25 protein-coding genes are annotated in these 18707 nt (G+C 35.9%); 19 read left to right on the forward strand and 6 right to left on the reverse strand.

What is annotated here, in order from left to right; translation table 11 throughout:
* The first annotated feature begins 26 nt into the window (after positions 1–26).
* A complete protein-coding gene (locus tag ANA_RS11045) occupies positions 27–1808 on the forward strand; it encodes a UvrD-helicase domain-containing protein (protein ID WP_015080144.1) in 1782 nt (593 codons plus the stop codon).
* A 306-nt stretch (positions 1809–2114) separates the two neighbouring features.
* Here the strand turns inward: ANA_RS11045 and ANA_RS11050 are convergent, their stop codons facing one another.
* Both ANA_RS11050 and ANA_RS11055 read right to left on the reverse strand, forming a co-directional pair.
* Positions 2115–2516, reverse strand: coding sequence for a helix-turn-helix domain-containing protein (locus ANA_RS11050; protein ID WP_015080145.1), 402 nt, complete (start codon positions 2514–2516; stop codon positions 2115–2117).
* Between the two features lie 122 nt (positions 2517–2638).
* Complete coding sequence (locus ANA_RS11055; protein ID WP_015080146.1) at positions 2639–2926, reverse strand: type II toxin-antitoxin system HigB family toxin; 288 nt, start codon at positions 2924–2926, stop codon at positions 2639–2641.
* Positions 2927–3494: 568 nt separating this feature from the next.
* Here ANA_RS11055 and ANA_RS11060 point away from each other — a divergent pair.
* The 8 genes from ANA_RS11060 (at position 3495) to rpsN (ending at position 7527) form a co-directional block, all read left to right on the forward strand.
* Positions 3495–3722 carry an antitoxin gene (locus ANA_RS11060; protein WP_015080147.1) on the forward strand — a complete coding sequence of 76 codons (228 nt, stop codon included), beginning with the start codon at positions 3495–3497 and terminating at the stop codon, positions 3720–3722.
* Positions 3723–4167: 445 nt separating this feature from the next.
* Positions 4168–4404 carry a type II toxin-antitoxin system Phd/YefM family antitoxin gene (locus ANA_RS11065; RefSeq protein ID WP_015080148.1) on the forward strand — a complete coding sequence of 79 codons (237 nt, stop codon included), beginning with the start codon at positions 4168–4170 and terminating at the stop codon, positions 4402–4404.
* Positions 4401–4664, forward strand: coding sequence for a Txe/YoeB family addiction module toxin (locus ANA_RS11070; protein WP_015080149.1), 264 nt, complete (start codon positions 4401–4403; stop codon positions 4662–4664). The genes ANA_RS11065 and ANA_RS11070 overlap by 4 nt, the downstream gene beginning before the upstream one ends.
* Positions 4657–4809 carry a hypothetical protein gene (locus ANA_RS26545; RefSeq protein WP_015080150.1) on the forward strand — a complete coding sequence of 51 codons (153 nt, stop codon included), beginning with the start codon at positions 4657–4659 and terminating at the stop codon, positions 4807–4809. Before ANA_RS11070 ends, ANA_RS26545 begins: the two co-directional genes overlap by 8 nt.
* A complete protein-coding gene (locus tag ANA_RS25900) occupies positions 4797–4934 on the forward strand; it encodes a hypothetical protein (RefSeq protein WP_174782923.1) in 138 nt (45 codons plus the stop codon). The genes ANA_RS26545 and ANA_RS25900 overlap by 13 nt, the downstream gene beginning before the upstream one ends.
* Positions 4935–5013: 79 nt before the next feature.
* On the forward strand, positions 5014–6108 hold the full coding sequence (gene rseP, locus ANA_RS11075; protein WP_015080151.1) for an RIP metalloprotease RseP: 1095 nt from the start codon (positions 5014–5016) through the stop codon (positions 6106–6108).
* A 338-nt stretch (positions 6109–6446) separates the two neighbouring features.
* Complete coding sequence (gene nth, locus ANA_RS11080; RefSeq protein WP_015080152.1) at positions 6447–7121, forward strand: endonuclease III; 675 nt, start codon at positions 6447–6449, stop codon at positions 7119–7121.
* A gap of 103 nt (positions 7122–7224) precedes the next feature.
* On the forward strand, positions 7225–7527 hold the full coding sequence (gene rpsN / locus ANA_RS11085; protein ID WP_015080153.1) for a 30S ribosomal protein S14: 303 nt from the start codon (positions 7225–7227) through the stop codon (positions 7525–7527).
* Positions 7528–7646: 119 nt separating this feature from the next.
* On the opposite strand, the gene ANA_RS11090 is transcribed toward rpsN, so the two are convergent.
* Positions 7647–7976, reverse strand: coding sequence for a hypothetical protein (locus ANA_RS11090; RefSeq protein ID WP_015080154.1), 330 nt, complete (start codon positions 7974–7976; stop codon positions 7647–7649).
* 58 nt (positions 7977–8034) lie between these two features.
* Between ANA_RS11090 and aat the strand changes: the two genes are divergently transcribed.
* On the forward strand, positions 8035–8610 hold the full coding sequence (aat, locus tag ANA_RS11095; protein WP_015080155.1) for a leucyl/phenylalanyl-tRNA--protein transferase: 576 nt from the start codon (positions 8035–8037) through the stop codon (positions 8608–8610).
* A 235-nt stretch (positions 8611–8845) separates the two neighbouring features.
* Here the strand turns inward: aat and ANA_RS11105 are convergent, their stop codons facing one another.
* A complete protein-coding gene (locus ANA_RS11105) occupies positions 8846–9508 on the reverse strand; it encodes a hypothetical protein (protein WP_015080157.1) in 663 nt (220 codons plus the stop codon).
* Between the two features lie 102 nt (positions 9509–9610).
* Between ANA_RS11105 and def the strand changes: the two genes are divergently transcribed.
* The 9 genes from def to modB all read left to right on the forward strand — a co-directional run bounded on the left by def (position 9611) and on the right by modB (position 16487).
* A complete protein-coding gene (gene def, locus ANA_RS11110; protein ID WP_015080158.1) occupies positions 9611–10174 on the forward strand; it encodes a peptide deformylase in 564 nt (187 codons plus the stop codon).
* A gap of 12 nt (positions 10175–10186) precedes the next feature.
* Positions 10187–10390 carry a hypothetical protein gene (locus ANA_RS11115; protein ID WP_015080159.1) on the forward strand — a complete coding sequence of 68 codons (204 nt, stop codon included), beginning with the start codon at positions 10187–10189 and terminating at the stop codon, positions 10388–10390.
* A 194-nt stretch (positions 10391–10584) separates the two neighbouring features.
* A complete protein-coding gene (locus ANA_RS11120; protein ID WP_015080160.1) occupies positions 10585–10800 on the forward strand; it encodes a hypothetical protein in 216 nt (71 codons plus the stop codon).
* Between the two features lie 17 nt (positions 10801–10817).
* Entirely contained in the window at positions 10818–11240 is a 423-nt protein-coding gene (locus ANA_RS11125; protein ID WP_015080161.1) for a PIN domain-containing protein, read from the forward strand.
* Positions 11241–11274: 34 nt separating this feature from the next.
* The gene (locus ANA_RS11130) at positions 11275–12081 is read left to right on the forward strand and encodes a PD-(D/E)XK nuclease family protein (protein WP_015080162.1); all 807 of its coding nucleotides are present in this window, start codon (positions 11275–11277) and stop codon (positions 12079–12081) included.
* 51 nt (positions 12082–12132) lie between these two features.
* Positions 12133–12552 (forward strand): BlaI/MecI/CopY family transcriptional regulator, encoded by a 420-nt coding sequence (locus ANA_RS11135; protein ID WP_015080163.1) that lies wholly within the window; start codon positions 12133–12135, stop codon positions 12550–12552.
* 4 nt (positions 12553–12556) lie between these two features.
* A complete protein-coding gene (locus tag ANA_RS11140) occupies positions 12557–13390 on the forward strand; it encodes a M56 family metallopeptidase (RefSeq protein ID WP_041457982.1) in 834 nt (277 codons plus the stop codon).
* Positions 13391–13724: 334 nt separating this feature from the next.
* Positions 13725–14519, forward strand: coding sequence for a molybdate ABC transporter substrate-binding protein (modA, locus tag ANA_RS11145; protein ID WP_015080165.1), 795 nt, complete (start codon positions 13725–13727; stop codon positions 14517–14519).
* A 171-nt stretch (positions 14520–14690) separates the two neighbouring features.
* Positions 14691–16487, forward strand: a complete 1797-nt coding sequence (gene modB, locus ANA_RS11150) for a molybdate ABC transporter permease subunit (RefSeq protein ID WP_015080166.1) — start codon at positions 14691–14693, stop codon at positions 16485–16487.
* Between the two features lie 258 nt (positions 16488–16745).
* Here modB and ANA_RS11155 read toward each other — a convergent pair whose 3' ends face one another.
* Together ANA_RS11155 and ANA_RS11160 are read right to left on the reverse strand one after the other, a co-directional pair.
* Complete coding sequence (locus ANA_RS11155; RefSeq protein ID WP_015080167.1) at positions 16746–17369, reverse strand: 4Fe-4S single cluster domain-containing protein; 624 nt, start codon at positions 17367–17369, stop codon at positions 16746–16748.
* A gap of 129 nt (positions 17370–17498) precedes the next feature.
* A complete protein-coding gene (locus tag ANA_RS11160) occupies positions 17499–18017 on the reverse strand; it encodes a hypothetical protein (protein WP_041457984.1) in 519 nt (172 codons plus the stop codon).
* Positions 18018–18707: the final 690 nt, after the last annotated feature.

The raw sequence follows: 18707 nt of genomic DNA on the forward strand, positions 1-18707 counted from the left end.
GATAAAATATTGTAGGTAGGTAAATTATGGCACATAGAATTTTTCCAAGTTGGGATCAAATGGGCGAACTTCCTGATAAATTCACGGCTGGTGAGATTGCTTTGGCGAGATTCTTAGATAAGTATTTACCAGAAGAATGGAAAATCTACATTCAACCCTTTTTGAATGGTCATCGCCCAGATATTATAGTTTTTAATCCTTCTGTTGGTATTACAATAATTGAAGTAAAAGATTGGAATTTAGTGCATTATCATTTTGCACAAGATACATTATTTGTATCTGACTCTAAAGGTAGCTATCCAATTAAAAATCCTGTTTATCAAGTTGAACAATATCGAGAAAATATTATTGGACAATTGATTCCAGATATCGGAGAAAAAGTTGACAAAACTATAAATGCACTGGGGTTAATTAAAACTGGTCTATATTTTCACAATGCAACAACAGCTTCAGCTAAAGAACTATTTAAGGATTTTTCAAAAGATTATCGTCCAATTTTTGGACATGATGAACTTAAAGCCGAAAATTTATTTAAGATAATTCCAGATTCAAACAAGAATAGCAGTTTTTACTGGAAAAAAGAATGGAATAATGATATTTTGTTCTGGCTTGATCCACCTTTTCATACTCTAGAAAGAACAATTCCATTAGATTTAACATCTCAACAGAAAAATCATGCAGAACCAAAATCAGGTCATTTTCGGTTGCGTGGGGTAGCAGGTAGTGGCAAAACTCAGGTAATTGCCTTTCGTGCCGCAAAACTAGCATCTCAGGGCTTTGATGTTTTAATTGTAACTTTTAATATAACACTATGGCACTATATCAAAGACCTCATACAACGTGCGCCTTTTCAATTTGATTGGAAGAAAATTACTTTTAAACATTTTCATGGTTTTTGTTCAGATATCCTAAATGAAATTGGAGTTGATTTTCCACAAGGAGAGGGAGATGATTTTTTCAGAATAGTAATCCCCAGCTATGTTGAGGAAGCTTTGGAAAAGTCTGGAATTAATTCCAAAAGATATGATGCGATTCTCATTGATGAAGGACAAGATTTTTGTCTTGAGTGGTATAAGTTGCTTGTCCGCTTTCTTAGAGATAGGAATGAATTACTATTAGTGTGTGATAAAAAGCAGAATATATATGGTGTAGAGCTTAGTTGGATAGATGGATCTTTGAAAGGCAAAGGCACACAATTTAGAGGAGACTGGCGTAAGTTGGAAACAGTTTTTCGCTTACCAGAGAAGGTAGCTATTGCTGCTGAAAAATTCAGTCTAATGTTCAATCTAAATCAGGAATTGAAGACTGAGAGAATTGTACAGCAAAGCTTGTTTGAACGCCCACTTAATCCTCACATTGTATGGCTTAACGTTGAACCAAATCAAAGATTGAAACTGATTTGGTACGCATTCAATCAACTAAAAGAAGAAGGATACAAAGCTTCAGATATGGTTATACTGCTACCAAATCATAAAATTGGTATGGAGTGTGTTAATCATTTTGAATCAAAAAATATATATGTAAATCATGTTTTTGATACTGACAATGAGTCATCTCGCTATCATAAAAAATCATTTTGGATGGGTGATAGCAGGATAAAAATGTCCACAATTCATAGCTTCAAAGGATGGGAAATACTAAATGTAGTTCTATATATTGATGATACTTTTTGGGGTGATAATTCACAACTTGATGCCGTTATTTATACTGCGATAACTCGAACTCGTGAAAATTTAATTGTATTTAATGCTCACCCAAGATATATTGAGTTTGGTAACATATTACCGACTAAATGGAATGAACAGTAGCGAATTAACAAATTAAATTATTAGTGCGATCGCTCATTTCATAAGGTGCGTTACATTTCATTAACGCACCTTTTTTATTAATATTTAACTGTCTGAATCAGGATAACCAGGATGAAAGGATTAACAGGATTGTATTTGAGTTTGATATTATGGGATATTTGAATTAGCGCAATTTCAGAAAATGCAGATTAATTTTAAAAAACATCCTGTACATCCTCAAATCCTGAGCATCCTGATTCAGACAATTTTTAGCTACAATTAAAGCATTAGAAGTGATTCAGAAAGCAAGCTATTATCCCCATTTGCTTACAGAAACAAAGTATATGATACATGAAAAAAATCTCCCAATGCTTTGGCTTGATTTTTGCTAATACTTCTTTTACCATTTATTACTTCTGAAGTAATACCTTTTGACCCAAAAATTTCGACGATATCCTTTTGTTTGAGTTGTCTTACTGACATTAACTCATGTAATATATCTAGGGGAGTTACAGCTTTCATTTGATAGACTTTATTTTCATATTGCTCAATTAGTGTTACCAGCAACTGCAAAACTTCAGCTTGTTCATCTGTCAAATTTTCCCCTAAATCCATAAATTTATCTACTTCATTTAGTAGACGCTTATGCTCTATTTCTGTGTCAATTATACGTGGCACAGTTTCAGAAAGTAGCTTAATGTATTCTTCCTTGTTTAGTGTAGTTGTCATATACAACCCCCTTTGGGGTAGAATGTTTTCACTAGGGACATAGTAAAGCCATATCCTAGATGTTTATGAGCTTCTGAGTAGTGTAATTAGACTATTAAGAAGCGAAATCCTCTAATTATTCGTTATTTTTTCCACTTATCTTCATTATATTCACTATGAGTTAATACATCCTCAATCTTAATGGTCTTGACTTTATAGGTAATTTTAGTAATTAACCGAAACTTATTTCCTCCTATATTAAAGACTGTGTACCCTTGTACAAAATCTGCGTGTGGATAAACTTCCCTTACATCTATAATGTGTTTCCATTCTTCCTTTTGAGCAGTTTGGAGCCAAACATTAAGACTAATTTCAGAATCTGGATGAATCTTACTAAATTCAGTTAGGTTTTCGATGCCAATTACTTTCATAATATATTATTAAGTTCGATTTTTTTAGTTTAAACATATCTACTTTACCTTGTGTCCTTATTCGTGTAACTCTATGTTCTCATAAAGAGAACCAAATGTCAAGCCTCTGTAAAGGAATTTTTGGAAATTCATTTCAAATTAGACGAAGTATTGAAATTAGCAGCACGTAAGCGTTGCGTTGCTGCAAGTATGATCGCTCATTTCGTAGGGTGCGTTAATGAAATGTAACGCACCGTTTTTTATTAATATTTAACTGTCTGATAGCGAAGCGTGGCGTTAGCCATATCAGGATATCCAGGATTAAAGGATTAACAGGATTGTATTTGAGTTTGATATTCTGGAATATTTGAATTAGCGCAATTTATGAGGATGTAGATGAATATTAAAAAAACATCCTGTACATCCTCAAATCCTGGACATCCTGATTCAGACAAAATGCAATTTCTGAAAATGTAGATGAATATTAAAAAAACATCCTGTACATCCTCAAATCCTGTACATCCTGATTCTGACAATTTTTAGCTACAATTAAAGCATAAACAACTAACATGAATTAGAGGAAATAATCATGAATACAGCCAAACTTAGCAGTGACGGTACTCATCAAATGGTGATATTACCAACAGATTTTAAAATGACGGGTACAGAGGTTTATGTTAAAAAAATTGGTAATGCTATTATTCTTATTAGTACAGATAATCCTTGGCAAACTCTAATTGATAGTTTAGATCAATTCTCTGATGATTTTATGATGACTAGAGATCAACTTCCTATTGATAAAAGAGAGGAATTTTAAATGCAATATCTTCTCGATACCAACATCTGTATTTATCTGATTAAACAAAAGCCAGAAAAAGTTATAGCTCGATTTCAAACCTTGTCAATTTCTGAAAATATAGATTAATTTTAATAAAACATCCTGTTAATCCTCAAATCCTGAGTATCCTGATTCAGACAAAAAGGATTAACAGAATACAGTATAGTAAATTTACCAAAGTAATCGCATTGGAATAATATGACCAAAACAATATACATAGAAACAAGTATTATTGGTTATTTAACAGCAAGACCTAGTAAAAATCTAATTATTCTGGAATATTTGAATTAGCACAATTTCTGAAAATGTAGATGAATATTAATAAAACATTCTGTACATCCTCAAATCCTGGACATCCTGATTCAGACAAAAAATTAAATTTCATGCTATTATTTATTATAATGTAATCTCAAAAAAAAAGATTATGATTTCAATTAATCAAGCAAAACAACAATTACAGGATTTAATTGATTCAGTCAATCAGTCTCATCAACCTATTGTTATTGCCGGAGACAATAGCAACGCAGTATTATTGTCTGAAGCAGACTGGAAATCTATCCAAGAAACTCTTTATCTTCTTTCTATTCCAGGAATACGGGAATCAATTAAAGAAGGATTAGCAACACCGATTGCAGAATGTGATGGGGAATTAGAGTGGTGAATTGGAATTTAGTTTATACTAAACAAGCTCAGAAAGATGCTAAAAAATTGGCTGCAAGTAATTTAAAAGATAAAGCACAAAGCTTACTTGATATTATTCAAATCAATCCGTTTCAAAATCCCCCACCTTATGAGAAATTAGTCGGAGATTTAGAACGTGCATATTCACGACGGATTAATATTCAACATCGGTTAGTCTATGAAGTAATTGAATCTGAAAATACGGCCAAAATTTTACGAATGTGGACTCATTATGAATAGTATGTTTTTTTATCTGATTCTCAAACATCAATTACCAGCCAAAAAACGCCGTACTCCTCCTAATACTATCATTGGTAAAGGTAAAACATTGGGTGATATTGTTAGTCCTATTGTTAACGCAGAAGAGTGGGAATGTCTCAAATAATAGTCCTTGTAAATTTGCCCCTAACTACAGAAATTCCCCATTTTTTAACTCAAAGTCTGGAAATTGGCGAAATTGCCATGATTCGCTGCTTTCGGGATTGGATTAGACAACAGATGAAAAATTGACATCAGCCGATTGAGTCCCTGCGCCCATTCCCAAACTACAATAAGAATATATTTCCGAATATTTTGATTAATTTGCTCTATGTCAGTTTTAGCAGCGATCGCAGTTTTGGCTATTTTGATCTTAGTACATGAGTCTGGACATTTCATAGCCGCCCGTTCTCAAGGTATTTACGCTAACCGTTTCTCCTTGGGTTTTGGTCCGATTCTTTTAAAGTACCAAGGATCAGAAACGGAATACACTATCCGCGCTTTCCCCTTGGGTGGCTTTGTCGGCTTTCCCGATGATGATCCAGATAGCGAAATTCCCCCCAATGACCCCAATTTGCTGCGTAACCGCCCAGTTTTAGACCGTGCTATTGTCATTAGTGCCGGTGTAATTGCAAATTTAATCTTTGCGTATTTGATGTTGGCTTTGCAATTGGGAATCGTTGGTATACCCCAAGAATTTCAGTATCAACCCGGTGTCCTTGTCAAACCTGTCAATGAACAGTCTGTTGCTTACCAAGCAGGAATTCGAGAAGGAGATATTATTCTGGCTGTAAATGGTCAAGAAATTCCTCTAGGTAAAGACGCAACTACATTATTGACAAAGGAAATTCAAACCCATCCTAATCAGGAAATTGACTTAAAAATTCAACACGAAACCCAACAAACTAACCTAAAACTAACTCCTAAACAGGGTGCTGATGGTAAAGGTCTAGTGGGAATTGAATTAGGTCCCAATGGTAAAGCAATTTATCGCCGTCCCCAAGATATTGTGGAGATTCTCAAAGTTGCAGCTAATCGTTTTCAACAGTTAGTTGTGGGGACATTTCAAGGTTTTGGGCAGTTAATTACTAATTTTGGGCAAACTGTGGGACAAGTCTCTGGACCCGTGAAAATTGTCCAAATTGGCGCACAATTAGCCGCTAGTGATAGCACAAATTTATTTTCTTTTGCGGCAATTATTAGTATTAACTTGGCAATTATTAATATTTTGCCTCTTCCCGCTTTAGATGGTGGACAATTAGCCTTTTTATTAATTGAAGGATTATTTGGTAAGCCTTTACCTAACAAAATTCAAGACGGTGTGATGCAAACTGGTTTGGTGTTACTGTTAGGATTAGGTATTTTCTTAATTGTGAAAGAAACAACTCAATTGGAATTTATCCAACAATTATTTCAGAAATTGTAAATCCAGTAATTGTAGGGGGTTTAGCAGTGTTCATTGGTGTCAACTTAACGCAAAATCTTCATCCCGCAAGGAACTCAAGTTCCTTGCTAATAGCGAAAGTCATCTAAAAGATGACTAAATACTAGGAAAATTTATTAGTCCGTTTTAACGGACTTGAGCTATGAGACAGGGAATTTATTCCCTGACGGGTGTGGAAGCCAAACAAATAAGCCACTTGTACTGAGCTTGCGATGCCCTGAGCCTGTCGAAGGGTCGAAGTATCTGTAACCTAAGTTGACACCAATGAGCAGTGTTAAACCCCTACACCAAATAATAATCTTAAATTTAAAATCTCCGACGTGACTCGTAAATCATTAACTAAAAAACAACGGGCTTTAGAAATTCTTGCCCGTATTCAGTATCTTTATCCTGATGCAACTTGCTCTTTAGATTATGCAACTCCTGTACAATTATTAGTAGCAACTATTCTTTCCGCTCAATGTACAGATGAAAGAGTGAATAAAGTGACACCTGGATTATTTGGGCGATTTCCTGATGTAGAAAGTTTAGCAAATGCAGATTTAACAGAGTTAGAAGAATTGGTACGTTCGACGGGTTTTTATCGCAATAAAGCCAAGAATATTCAAGGTTCTTGTCGAATGATTGTCAATGATTTCAATGCTGTTGTTCCCAACAAAATGGAAGAGTTATTAAAGCTGCCAGGAGTAGCACGGAAAACTGCAAATGTAGTTTTAGCCCATGCTTATGGTATCAATGCTGGAGTGACAGTAGATACTCACGTCAAGCGGTTAAGTCAGCGTTTGGGGTTGACGAAAAATACCGAACCTGTAGGAATTGAAAAAGATTTAATGCAGTTATTACCCCAACCACATTGGGAGAATTGGTCAATTAGATTAATTTATCATGGTCGGGCTGTGTGTAAAGCTCGTTCTCCTGGTTGTAATCTTTGTGAATTGGCTGATTTGTGTGATATGAATTTGTCTCTCGCAGAGTCGCAGAGTCTCAGAGAGTAATATTGGGGAGTATTGGGTTGGGAAAATTTATTTCTCATGTCCCTATAATTGTGAGTAAGGGTGTAGAATAGAGAATGCTGTCTTTCATTACATTAGGGAATTCATGGCGAAAAAGAGTATGATTGAGCGCGAGAAGAAACGCGCCAAAATGGTAGCTAAGTATGCTGACAAGCGGGAAGCACTACTAGAAGAGTTCAGAACAGCAGCATCTCCGTTGCTAAAGCTAGAAGTTCACCGCAAAATTCAACAATTACCCCGCAACAGTGCGCCTACTCGTAAGCACAACCGTTGCTGGTTAACTGGTCGTCCTAGAGGCTTTTACCGTGATTTCGGACTATCTCGGAACGTCCTCCGGGAATGGGCCCATGAAGGTTTGTTACCCGGTGTTGTTAAGTCTAGCTGGTAGTTAGTTGTCAGTGGTTAGTTGTCAGTGGTCAGTTGTTAGTGGTCAGTTGTTAGTTGTCAGTTGTTATTACCAATTACCAATTACCAATTACCAATCACCAATTACCAATAACTAAGATATTATTGACCACAACAATGATCAATTCCCAGACTATCTAAGAGTAGATCGCTAACGGCGTTGGCGATCGCAAACTCCCCAAAAAAGCTTTTAGAAAAATCAAATGATTGCATCTCTGTAACAATAGCAATTACCAGAGAACCTAAATCATTTTCTCCTTCCATGCGTTGTCTCACAAAAATCTGTGATGCCCGCTGGGCTATATTTTGATTTATTGCTTCAGGAATAAACTCTTGATCAAGCCAATGCAACAAGTTTTGTTGTAACCATTCTCCTTCTTCTTGGGGATTTTCCGAAGGTGGTAAGGTAATGGGTGGAATTGCTTGAGTCATTTTTGTTTGTATATTTTATATAGAATTTGTTTGCTGTGGGTAATCTCAGAAGAAGACAATGGAATACGATGTTGCTGCTATTATTCGGGGTTATGCTCAAGGTTATTTTCTCATGTCTGATGAGAGTAATAACCTGGGATGGTATGGAAGTAACGAACGGACTCTAATTCCTTTAGATGAACGCTTTCGCTATCCTAAATCATTACAGCGTGTTCTTAATCAGGAACGATTCACAGTAGCCGTTAACCGGGACTTTTTGGGTGTGGTTGCTGGCTGTGCTAACCGCGATACAACTTGGATTTCTCCAGAATTAGAAAAGATTTATTGGTTACTTTACCAAACTGGTTACGCTTATAGTTTTGAAACTTGGCAAGGTGATGAATTAGCTGGGGGAATTTTAGGGATTGTCATTGGTGGTATTTTTATTGGTGAATCCATGTTTTTCAATATTTCTGAAGGTTCTAAAGTGGCAATGGTGAAATTGGTAGAAAGATTACGAGAAAGAAAATTTCTACTATTTGACGCGCAAATGATGAATCCTCATTTAGCCAGATTTGGTGCTTATCATGTTAGTAGTGAAGAATATGAAATTTTACTAAAACAAGCATTACCAAGTCCTTGTAAATTAATTTGATTGGTAATTGGTAATTGGTAATTGGTCATTGGTGATTGGTAATTGGTGATTGGTGATTGGTGATTGGTGATTGGTGATTGGTAATTGGTAATTGGTCATTGGTAATTGGTAAAGGCAGGGTTTGGGAAGTAGTGAGTTGTCAACCGTGACAGAGAAATTGGATAAAATCGGGTTGATTAATTAGTAAGCGGTTAAGAAATTGTTGAGTGAGAGAAATAAAACTCTTGCCTGTTTCCTAATTAACTTTTTCCAACACAACACAGCTAACAGAAATATCTTTGAACAACCATAATGCGTATTTTAGAGAATCGAACCACCTCAGAGGTTGGTAAATGGGTAACATAAGTCGAATGACCATTGCGAGTGTATATAATACAGGTGTAATGGTAGTTGATTGCACTAAATAACCTCCTGCGAGAATTTCTCCATTGACAATTTTGAAATCGGGAAATAGGCTACTCAATTCCTGGATATCAGGTCGAAACATGGTATCTATAGGATCGCGGTGGTAGGGATATTTATAAGGAACTGTAACGAAAATATAGCCAGATTTAGGGATAATAGAGCTAATTATTTGACATATTTCTTCTCTATTCGTTACGTGTTCCAATAAGTTAGAACACAATACAGATTGAATATTCATTTCTGAAAGTTTCTGTAAAAAATCAAGGTCGCATAAATCCCCCACTAGATCAACACCTGTATCGTTTTTCATGTCCGCATGAATTACTGAGTAGCCCTTTGTTCTAGCAGGTTTGAATAATAGTTCATCAATCCAAGGTTGTTCATGTTCTCTAAATTTTTGGTTTGAACTACCAATATTGAGTATAGGGAATACAGTGTTTGGGTCGAGAGAATAGATAATATTTGCCAACCACCTAGCTTCTTCTTTGAACATAATGATTTAATGCACCGTCATTGGACTATATCAACTAAGAACTAGACTACTAACGATAGAATTAGATTGGTAAGATTATTCACTATAAAGCCATCAAGAACCATGCCCTCTGATATTGCTGTCGAGAAGAAAAAGTTAAAAAATCCACCTTTGCAAATGCACTACTTAGGCGATCGCGTGTTGCGACAACCTGCAAAGCGTGTTACCAAAATAGATGACGAACTCCGCCAAATAGTGCGCGAAATGCTGCAAACTATGTATAGCTCAGATGGCATTGGTTTGGCTGCACCTCAAGTTGGTATCAATAAACAGCTGATCGTCATTGACTGCGAACCAGATAACCCAGATCATCCGCCATTAGTATTAATTAACCCGACGATTAAACAGGTTAGCAGTAAGCTCTCTGTGGCTCAGGAAGGGTGTTTAAGTATTCCCAACGTCTATCTAGATGTAAAACGTCCAGAAGTGGTAACAATCGCCTATAAAGACGAGTATGGCCGCCCCCAAACTTTAAAAGCCGATGATTTACTGGGTCGCTGTATTCTCCACGAACTTGATCACCTTAATGGCGTGGTATTTGTAGATCGTGTAGAAAATTCCTTGACTTTAACCGAGGAGTTATCGAAGAATGGCTTCTCGTATCAAGCAGTGAAACCAGTAGCATAGGGTGGTCTAGTAGTGTATTTAACTCCAAAAAGCGGTTTATTTTTAGGTGGTGCTTGTTTTACAGCGATTGCGGCTGTTGGTTCGGTGTTTGAATTGAGTTATGGAGAACCAAATTTTGGTTTCCAAACCACTGCCATTATCCTAGCTTTGAGCATTCCTCTCACCGTATTCTTTTTTATTGCCGCAGTGAAGGATGCACGAGCTAATATGAAATAAGCATCAGGTATATGAAAAAGGTAAGGGGATGAACGAAGAATACACACTTCACCCTTTTACCTTTTATTTTTTACTAAGTAATGGAACACTATCAAGAAAAGTTACAGCAAATTGCTTGATTAGGTTAAAAATCGGAAAAAAACTACTCAACTACGCTATAATAAATGCTCTCTATACTTCAATAATAACTAATTATGAAAAAAATAGAAATAGAACTAGATCAAGAAACTTATGACAAAATACAACAATTAACTCAGACTAATCATTGTCAAATCTCAGACTTAATTAAAGCCATGATTGAGCAATTGACTCAACCAGAGATTCTCAACGATTCATTTATTGGCAAATGGTCAGATGATGCAGAATTAGTTGATCAACTGATTGAAGATATGTTAAAACATCGAACCTGAAAAATGCTAAATTAACAGTGAAAAATAAAACTTTAATTGATACAGATATTTTATCGGAAATTCGGAAAGGTAAAAATCCCCAAGTTATAGCTAAAGCTATTGCTTATAAAACTATTTTTAAAAATTATACAATATCTGTAATTACAGTCTCAGAAGTTATCAAAGGATGGAGAAAATTAAACCGCAATGATCGGATTCAGGAATTTTTAATAGATTTACCACAAATGGAAATCTTATCTTTAGAACAAAAAGGTGCTGAATTATCTGGATTAATTTATGCCGATTTAGAAAAAACTGGACAAACTATAGGATTAGCAGATGTATTAATTGCTGCAATTGCTATAGAAAATAATTTAATTTTAGTAACAGGAAATACTAAACACTATCAAAAGATTCAATTATTAGGTTATCCTTTACAATTAGATAATTGGAGATACTGATTTTGGGATAATTTAAATTCTGCCAAATAAAATTATGCTACCAACTTCTACCCAAATACTCCGACTTTCCCAAGGACATCTCAACTTACTCGCAGCTTGTCCGCGCAAATTCCAGCATAGCTATTTAGAACAACTGAATACTCCTTTAGATCCTAAACATGAAGAATATCAAATTTTAGGGAGTCGGTTTCACTTACTTATGCAGCAGCGAGAAATGGGTTTACCTATTAATAACTTACTACAAGCAGATCCTCAATTGCAAAATTGGATGACTGATTTTAGGAAAATTGCTCCAGAAATATTTATAACTAATATTGATAATCAAACTTTTCGAGAAAGTGAACATTATCGAACCTTGCAAATTGGAGATTATCTCCTCACAGTTATTTATGATTTATTAATTGCTGATCAAAATCAAGCCCAAATTCTCGACTGGAAAACCTATCCCCAACCACCAAAATCAGAAACATTAGCTCAAAATTGGCAAACAAGACTGTATATGTATGTCATGGCAGAAACTAGCAACTATTTATTAGAAAATATTTCCATGACTTACTGGTTTGTGCAATCAAAAGGGCAAACTAAAAAAATCAAATTTTTATATAATGAAAAAGAACATCAAAAAACAGCAGAGGAATTACATCAACTATTAAACAATCTTACAAAATGGATAAAAGATTATGAATATAATATATCCTTACCGCAAATTAAGGAATCTCAGAAAATCTGTGAATCTTGCCAATATGCAGTGAGGTGTCAACGTCAAAAAATCAAACAAGTGAATATAGATATTAATCAACAGTTTCCTAGTTTGGAAAATATTGCAGAAGTATCACTTTGAACTTTTAAAAATGTTAAAATAGAAATAGAAATAATATCCAAAATTATCAACATGGCTCCATTACCCGATTATCGTCCCAAACAAATGTCCCTAGGTCCCCTAGAAGCAGAAATCCTCAGTATTATTTGGGAATTGAGTTCAGTAACAGTCAAAGATGTACATGATCGGATTCTGGCTGATCCTAACCGCGAATTGGCTTATACTTCTGTTACCACCGTTTTGCGTCGTCTCACGGAAAAAGGTTGGTTAGCTTGTGATAAGCACAGCAAAGCCTTTTATTGGCGGCCATTGCTCACTAAGCAACAAGCAGATATTATTAAAGCCCATGATCAATTACAGCGATTTTTAGCAGTAGGAAATCCTGATGTAATTGCGGCATTTGCTGATAGTTTAGATCAAGCTGCTAGTGACCAAATCGAAGCGATCGCTAAACGCATCCAAGCCGCACGGGAAGCCAGAGGAGAAAAATAGAATTATGCACCTACTCATGATTATCACTGCTGTAACCATTGCTTGCTGGTTACGATCCTCTGGCAGTATCCAGCCAAGAAATTGGCATTTAAGATGGCAAAAAACCTTGTTTTTATTCCTTTTTCCCCCCTTACTCATATTCATGACAGTCACTTCTATAGTCTGTATGGGTACGCAGGGAAAAATGGGCGGAATGTATACCGACTCTTTTAGCTATCTCCTCGCATTAATTTTTCTAGGATTTTTGAATACCGTAGGTATCAACCTCGCTTTTCAGGGCTGGAAAGCCATTAAATCTGCCCGTGAATGTCCCCAAATTACTCTAGATGGTAAATCAGCCCGACTTCTACAAACAGAAGCTTTATTTGCTGGACAAATGGGTTTTTGGCAACCTGAATTAGTTGTTAGTCAAGGACTACTACAAATTCTCTCTCCAGCCCATCTGGAAAGTGTTTTAGCCCACGAACAAGGGCATTATCAGTATAGGGATACGTTTTGGTTCTTTTGGCTGGGCTGGGTGCGTTCTTGTACCGCCTGGTTGCCGAATACAGAGTCTTTATGGCAAGAATTGTTAATTTTACGAGAATTACGGGCTGATAGTTATGCTGCATCTCAAGTAGATCCTTTAGTATTAGCAGAATCCTTGCTGTTAGTCGTGAGGAATAATCTAATTACATCAGATATTTGTTGTGCTGCTTTGGGTGCAGGCGATCGCTTGGAACAAAGAATAGAGGCTTTATTAACACCATCTGAACCAGTATCAGAAACGCAATTACAATCTTGGCATATTTTTTTATTGGCGTTTCTACCCTTGATTACAGTAGTATTTCATACTTAAATGATTTCCTCTCTCCTGATGACGATACAAGGGGTTTAGCACTGCTCATTGGTGTCAATTTAAGACCCACCAGGGAATAAATTCCCTGTCTCATAGCTCAAGTCCGTTAAAACGGACTCATAAATTTTCCTAGTGTTTAGTCAAATTGGTAAGTATCCTCTAGCTCTATTGGAAAAAGTAGCTTAGGACACAATATATGAGATTAATGATCTTCACAAATTGATTTTTTTAGGAAATATTTACCAATATAACTGGTAAATATTATGATAATCTTGGTAAAAGTATACTGAGTGTCAATTCCATGAATAAAAATTTCTCTCAGTCCAGTTTGCCAATCAAAAGAAGAAAGCTACTAGTTTTAATAGCGACAGCATTAGCTACTTTACTACTGGTTATGGGCTTACCAATCCTGACTTCTTCTCCTGTATCAGCACAATCTAATAACAATTTACTCATATCCGCCGCTGCTAGTTTAAAAGAGGCACTGGAAGAAATTAAACCCCTCTACCAACAAAGTAAACCAAACGTCAAAATTAATTATAACTTTGGTAGTTCCGGTGCATTACAGCAACAAATCGAACAAGGTGCGCCGGCGGATATTTTTATATCTGCGGCTAAAAAACAAGTAGATGCTTTAGAACAAAAAGGACTTTTAGTTGCAGGGACTCGGAATATAATTGCTAAAAATCGGTTAGTTTTGGTAGTACCTAAAAATGTTGTTGGTATCACCAGTTTCTACAGTCTCAAAGATGCGAAAGTTAAAAAAATCGCTATTGGTGAACCGAGAAGTGTACCCGCAGGACAATACGCACAACAAGTATTAGAAAAGTTGAAAATTTGGTCAGAAATTAAATCAAAACTGGTTTTTGCTAATAACGTGCGTCAAGTTTTAGCATCTGTAGAAAGTGGCAATGCTGATGCAGGTTTAGTTTATATAACTGATGCCAAAATCTCTGATAAGGTCAAAGTTGTAGTTACAGCAGATGAAAAATACCACTCTCCCATTATTTATCCATTAGCAGTTGTTAAACGTAGCAAAAATGTTGATGCTGCTAAAGAATTCTCTCAATTTTTATCTAGCAATCAAGCTAAAACTGTATTTAAGAAATATGGGTTTATTTTGCCTTAATCATAGGTGAAATTTCAGATTCCCGACTTCTGACAAGCAATGAAAAGTAAAATCGCCCAAACCCTCTTCACTCTTGCCTCTGGTTACTGAGCGAAGTCGAAGTATTGCCTCAAGCCTAGTGCCATAAGGACGATTTTCAATGCTAACCTACTTAGTCAAACCTTAAAAACTATGCCACAGGATTTGTCACCGCTTTGGATATCTCTCAAAACTGCTTTACTAGCAACGTTTATTACTTTCTTTTTGGGTATATCTGCTGCTTATTGGATGTTGGGATATCGCGGTAAAGCCAAATCTTTAATTGAGGGGATATTTGTTGCACCGTTGATTCTACCACCTACTGTGGTGGGATTTTTACTGCTGCTATTTTTCGGTAAAAATGGTCCGGTTGGTAAACTGCTAGAACCGTTTGATACCACAATTGTGTTTACTTGGTATGGTGCAGCGATCGCTGCTACAATAGTTTCCTTCCCATTGATGTATAAAACTGCACTGGGAGCTTTTAGCCAAATTGATGCCAATCTGCTGCGAGTAGCGAGAACGTTGGGTGCGAAAGAATTCACAATTTTTTGGCGGATTAGTTTACCCCTAGCATTTCCTGGGATTTTAGCTGCCACTACCTTAGCATTTGCGCGGGCTTTGGGTGAATTTGGGGCAACTTTGATGTTAGCAGGTAATATCCCTGGACAAACTCAAACAATGCCAATGGCAATATATTTTGCTGTGGAAGCGGGGGCAATGAATGAAGCTTGGTTTTGGTCAATTGTAATTATGATTGTTTCTCTTTCAGGAATTATTATAGCTAATTTATGGCAAGAATTTCCAGCTAAACGCAAACTCACAAAAGTACCAATAAAGCAAATAAAATTAGCAAGTAAATCTGATTCTTTATTAATTGATTCCTATACATCTAGTTTAGTTTTAGATATTCAAAAAAGACTAGACAACTTTTATCTACAAGTTGCCTTTAATACTGACAATCAACCATTAGGATTATTGGGAAGTTCCGGGGCAGGAAAAAGTATGATTTTGCGTTGTCTAGCGGGGATAGAAACACCGAATAAAGGACGAATAATTTTAAATGGTAGAGTATTATTTGACTCAGAAAAGAACATTAATATTCCTATTCATCAACGACAGATTGGTTTTTTATTCCAAAACTATGCCTTATTTCCACACATGACTGTGGCGCAAAATATCACTTTTGGTTTACCGAAATATCTAAATGCTAAAGAAGAGGTAGAAAAGCAATTAATAGCCATGCAATTACAAGGATTTGGCGATCGCTATCCGCACCAACTTTCCGGGGGACAACAACAACGGGTAGCATTAGCTAGGGCTTTAGCCAGCAAACCAGAAGCATTACTTTTAGATGAACCATTTTCTGCCCTGGATACACATTTACGCAGTCAATTAGAACAACAAGTTGCAGAAATTCTGGATGATTATTCTGGAGTAACTTTGTTTGTGACTCATAATATGGAAGAGGCTTATCGCCTATGTCCCAATTTGTTAGTATTAGAACAAGGAAAAGCCGCTCATTATGGTTCTAAATATGAGATATTTCAACATCCTGCTAGTGTAAATGTTGCTCAAATTACTGGTTGTAAAAACTTTTCTCGTGCTAATATTTTATCACCTCAACAGATAGAAGCAATTGATTGGGGTTGTACTCTGGAAGTTAGAGAAAAAATTCCTGCAAAATTATCTCATGTTGGTATTCGCGCTCACCATTTGATTTTCACTAAAGATCCTCAACAAGTAAATACATTTCCCTGTTATTTAGTTCGTACCAGTGAAACACCTCACAGAATGACAGTATTCCTTAAACTTAATTCTGTGGGAAATCATCCCCATGATTATCATTTACAAGGAGAAATTTATAAAGAAAAATGGGTAAATATTCAAGATCAACCTTTTCCTTGGTATGTACATTTAGATCCTTTGAGGTTACTGTTAATGGAGTAAATAATATGTAGGGGTTTAGCAATGCTCATTGGTGTCAACTTAACGTAAAACCCATAACCCAACTGGGAATGATAGCGCAGCGTGGCGTAAGCCATATTCCCAGTCTAATAGCGCAAGTCATCTAAAGATGACTGAATACTAGGAAAATTTATTAGTCCGTTTTAACGGACTTGAGCTATTAGACAGGGAATTTATTCCCTGGCGGGTGTGAAAGCCAATAGATAAGCCACCAATGAAGCTCTTGCTTTACCCCTACTCTTAACTTAATTCCAACAAACCTTGATAACCTGTGACAATACGATTTCCATCTTTGAGAATGTGAACTTCAATTTGATCACTAGCCCAAGTAATTTTATCTGCAAATTCTGGGTTAAAGATATTTACATTTTGATTACTAGAAGAAACGGGAGAATCAGGAGAATTAACTGCTAGAGATTTGACAAAAGGACCATCAATTAAAATATCTAATTCTGCTAACAATTCTTTTGCACCTGGAGGGGCAGAATTAGATTGTAATTGTTGAAGAGTGAAACCAGTAAAAGACATGACATTTAAACCCGCTGCTTTTAACTTTTTCGCTAGAATTGTTAATGCAGGTGCTTGCCAAAATGGCTCACCACCGGAAAAAGTTACACCTGTATTCTGGGGATTTTTGAGAATACTTTCAGCTAGGGTATCAATAGCCACTAAATCATTAATCTCAAATGCCCAGGAGTCGGGATTAAAGCAACCAGAACACTCACGGTTACAGCCTTGTACCCAGACCACAGCCCGACAACCAGGGCCATTAACTTCTGATTGGTCAACATAACCCATAATGTTAAGATAACCGGGGGGAATGTCCGCGAGTCCTAGAGATGGGTTCATGGGCTTGGTTTCCATCTTTTGTCAACTCCTTTTCAACTTTTCCTATTACTTGCTAATATAGCGAGACTCTGAAAAAGTGTGGAGAAAGAAATTATAAGCTTTTTTAAAGATTGATTATTTTGTGTAATCAACCTTTAAGTTATCTTAAGATTTTGCCCAGGAGGGAGTGGATGAACGCGCAGCAGAGATAGCATGAAAGAATGCAAATAGCCTGTGGCTGGCTTGACCAGAATCCCGGCATTTTTGCAGATCGAAAGACCGTAATTCTTTTTCTATGACGTTTTCGACATCAGCAGCTAAATTTAACCTCCCTTCATTGAGATAACATTCAGTTAAAAATAGCAATTTCTCAATATTAATTTCATTGGTTTCCCATTGAATCTCGACAGGAAACTCATAATTTTTTTCTAATGTTCCCCCATGGTAAACATTTTCCATGAGTTTATTGCTGATAATATATTTAACTTTATGGGTGTTAGCCAATTCTAGCAAATCATCAGCAGTTGGCTTCAATCCCAGACGACGACGGAACACAGAATCAATAATTTCATACTTGCTATTGTCTGGAAATACTGTGACAACCACAGCCGCAATTCCTTCAATATTTCCATAACATCCGATGATGTTTTTACTTTCTTCACCGTGAACAAATAAGATATCCATAATATGCACCAACTAAATTAATAACAGGGAATTGAGTTGATAAAATTCTCTTAGATCAGAGTGAGAATGCAAAACTCAATACCGATAATCTACCAGACTTTTTCCAAAAATTGCAGCTTTGTTCAAAAAAAAAGAGCCTTTTTATAAATAGGTTAATTTTAGATTAATTACAAACTAAAATCTATTTCTCTAGATAGATGAAAGGGCAGATTTTATTTTGTTTAATCAAGTGTTGCTCAAGTCAGTCAGATCCCCGACTTCTTTAAGAAGTCGGGGATCTTATTGTTCATAATCTTAACCTGAATAAGAAATATTATTAAGATATCGTTCCGCACCTGCACCTAAAACCCAGCGAATAGTTGTAAAAAACCGAGGCCAATTACCTGTACCATTACCAAAATATTCTGCTGCAACTTTCTCTTCTAAATCATTTATATCAATTGTTTCATCATCAAGTTCTTCATTGATTTCGTCAATTATAGCTAATCGTTGATCTTTTAATCTTGTAACATTAAGTCCAAGGTGATCAATAGTAAAATGAATATTTTCAATAGGAATACCAGCTTTTAAACAAGCGATTTCATCAGGTTTAATTTCACCAGTTAAACTACTGAATTGAAATAAACATAATGTTGGTAAATTCAGAGGATTTAATAACTTACCATCAGGGATAAAACCATCTTTTTTGTG

The sequence above is a fragment of the Anabaena sp. 90 genome (assembly GCF_000312705.1).
Classification (GTDB): domain Bacteria; phylum Cyanobacteriota; class Cyanobacteriia; order Cyanobacteriales; family Nostocaceae; genus Dolichospermum; species Dolichospermum lemmermannii.